The sequence below is a fragment of the Bacillus cereus group sp. BfR-BA-01355 genome, assembly GCF_022663675.1.
In the GTDB taxonomy this organism is placed as follows: Bacteria; Bacillota; Bacilli; order Bacillales; family Bacillaceae_G; genus Bacillus_A; species Bacillus_A thuringiensis_S.
The window spans coordinates 1-2828 of sequence record NZ_JAKUFY010000227.1 but is presented as its reverse complement, the minus strand read 5'-3'; the positions used below and the strand labels follow the sequence as shown (position 1 = coordinate 2828).

The window sequence follows — 2828 nt, the reverse complement described above, 5'->3', positions numbered from 1 at the left end:
AAAGGTTTTTCTAAAATAAATAATTGGGTTGCGATGCTTAGAAGCATAGCAACCGTTCTACTAACACTTTTATTATCAGTGTTTTTAACACTAACTTTGATCGTTGGCTATGCATTAAGTTAAACGTAATTCTTCACGAATAAAAACCACTATTCCGTCAATACTGTAGACAACCCATTTCGAACCATATTCCATTACCTGAGCAGTTAGCTTTTGCTAGCTGCTCTTTATTTGTACAAGGTACTCAATTGACTGGCGTATATATAATATTCTGAGTTCCTTTCTTTATAAAATAATCGTTATAAAATGAGGCTCGTCACGAGAGCACTTTACTAAGTGCTCTTTTTATATTGCAACTTAATACAAAATGAAATTTTTATTACATTTTTTAATTCAAATATCCATTTCATCAATGTATAAAGAATATTACTTCTTCTTTAAGTATCTTTATGAACAAAATTTATAACCTTTACTCCACTTGGATCTATATTAAAAGTAATAGTTTCTATGCCATTCGGAGGGTTATGAGCTCCTATATAAGTTTTATATTGAACTGTAACAATAAAATTAAAGTTTTCTTCTGGGAAACGTTCAATTTTTATAATTTTTGTATCCGTTAAACTATACTGATGATCTGGTCCAAGCTTCCTTCTGATAACTTGACTTGCATATGGTGCTAATAAAGTATTATAAGAATCATAAAACTCTTGATCATTACTATTAACCGCTTTGATATCTAACGGATTTAAAAATAATACTACCATTACAATTCCAAAAAACAAACTAATCACTTTACCTTTTAACACATAATCACCCTTATTTAATTTGGATATCCGTTAACCTCCCCAGCATAAGAGATGACTATTCTTCATCCTTATTTAACTGCTTTTATTCAAATAGCGTTTTTGTTTAGTTTCACTCTAAAAGTAAAATTTTCATTTTTTCATTCAACCAAGTTCATAACATATTCTTTTCCTCTGATAAAATAAGGATTAGGTGTCCCACGCGCATTTTATTCATTGGAAATAATACCTTTCACGTACTTACGTATTAGAAACTTCATTTCTGCTTCTTCCGCAATAGCAGTTTTGTTCACTTTTTTGATACATTTATGAAACATTCACATGTTATCTTCAATATGTTCTATTCTTTTTGAAAAACCATGTGAGAATACCAAAATAAGAAGCCCTAGAGCCCTAACTCTAGGGCTTCTTGTTTTCAAATAAGGATTTTGTATTAAATCTGCACCAATTTTAAGACGCATACATACCATATCTTGTGCACCTTTTTTATATAAATCTTGTTCATTGGGCGCCTTTAAAAGCGCTCTTTTTATTGAAAAACTACATAAAGAGAAAAAACTCATACAATGTAAAATGTACCCTATAGAATAGACTTTTTTCGAGTGTCAATTCTATAGGGTACATTTTATTATTTTCTGTCTTTTTTATTTACCTTAAAGTAATCCATTCATAGCTTGCCCACTCTTTTGGTTTCTTATCGTACTTAATACGACCAGTCGTACAAAATGAAGCAATCATCCATTGTATAAGGTTCATCTTGGCGTATGGGTCAACACACTCCTCAATTTTTTTCAATTGATAACCGGTACTATTTTTCTGCCAAATTGTATATAAACGAAAATGTGTTGTCGTAACAAGTCTAGCTTTGGTTGTAACTTGCCATTTAGAAATTTTCGTTAAATCCTCTTTGATTTTTCTCTCATACTCTTGTTTTATCACTTTATAAGTCTTATCTTTATTAATTAATCCATTAGAGATTGTAAAAGGCATTTGATGCACCTCATAAACTGTTCCTTCTTCATCTCCTAAAATATTTGATTCTACTAGAAACATATTTTTTAGTTTTAACTGTTCTGTTAATTCTTTCCCGCTCCAATAAAATGGCTTCTTTATCTTCTGCAACAAGATAACCTGCACAATTAATCCTATCAGTAAAGGATATGCTAATACAAACAATATATTAATAAACATGTTTAAAATAATAACGCCTATTAGCGCAAAAATTGTAAAGTAAATATAGGTCTCTCTTTGATGAATGATTCTACTGTTCAAGCCAAGATACCTCCATTTTGATAGATAGTGAACGCAATATAAACCATCGCCCCTAGTAAAATAGAACAAGCCCCAGGAAAGCTCTGTATTAGCTTTATTTCTTTCTTAGGCAGTTTCACACCAAATATAGACGCAGCATGCTCCAATTGGTCTTTAATCGCTCCTACAAACCCTAAAATTTTAATTAATCGATAAACACTAGCAATCCAAAAGAATAGTAAATGGAAAGCTGTTAATGTAATTGCGGTAAGCATAGCTGATTCTTCTACTACATTGCTAATATATAAAGCTACCACCACAAGCATTTTCGTATCACCGGGTGAAGAAAATTTAAATGTCTCTAACAATAAGCCACATACTAAGGCCATAGTTAGTACAATTACAAGCTCTTTTCCCGTTCGTATTCCTGCAAAATACGTGATACCTAAACCTACTATTAAAAAAATAAAATGCCATATATTTTTTGTTTTTCTATACTTTAAGTCGGTAAATACATTAAGTACCATATAACTTAGAAATAACCCCATGATATACAAGCTCATTTTATTTACTCCCCTCTTGATTTCATATAAAAATACTTTGTAAAAAAGGGAACCACTTTTAGAGTAGCCCCCTCGTTTATTTTTATATTTATTTTTTATTCCAAGAATCTATATCTGCATTGCTTGATGCTTTTGTGAATCGAGCTAGAATTGTATCATACCCACCTTGGATTGCTTTCCATACAAATGGCCCAATTACTAGCACAATAAT

At 31.0% G+C, this 2828-nt stretch carries 3 protein-coding genes; all 3 read right to left on the bottom strand.

Features of this window, described 5'->3' with window-relative positions:
- Nucleotides 1-437: 437 nt before the first annotated feature.
- Complete coding sequence (locus MR167_RS31100) at nt 438-806, bottom strand: DUF3888 domain-containing protein (RefSeq protein WP_016083182.1); 369 nt, start codon at nt 804-806, stop codon at nt 438-440.
- A gap of 645 nt (nt 807-1451) precedes the next feature.
- Complete coding sequence (locus MR167_RS31095; RefSeq protein WP_086398050.1) at nt 1452-2075, bottom strand: hypothetical protein; 624 nt, start codon at nt 2073-2075, stop codon at nt 1452-1454.
- Nucleotides 2072-2617: a hypothetical protein gene (locus tag MR167_RS31090; protein ID WP_074790557.1), complete on the bottom strand. Its 546-nt coding sequence runs from the start codon at nt 2615-2617 to the stop codon at nt 2072-2074. Before MR167_RS31090 ends, MR167_RS31095 begins: the two co-directional genes overlap by 4 nt.
- Between the last annotated feature and the right edge of the window lie 211 nt (nt 2618-2828).

Bases quoted from the DNA above. Each gene is read 5' to 3' on its own strand.
- MR167_RS31090 (WP_074790557.1), bottom strand. From the start codon at position 2,617: ATGAGCTTGTATATCATGGGGTTATTTCTAAGTTATATGGTACTTAAT.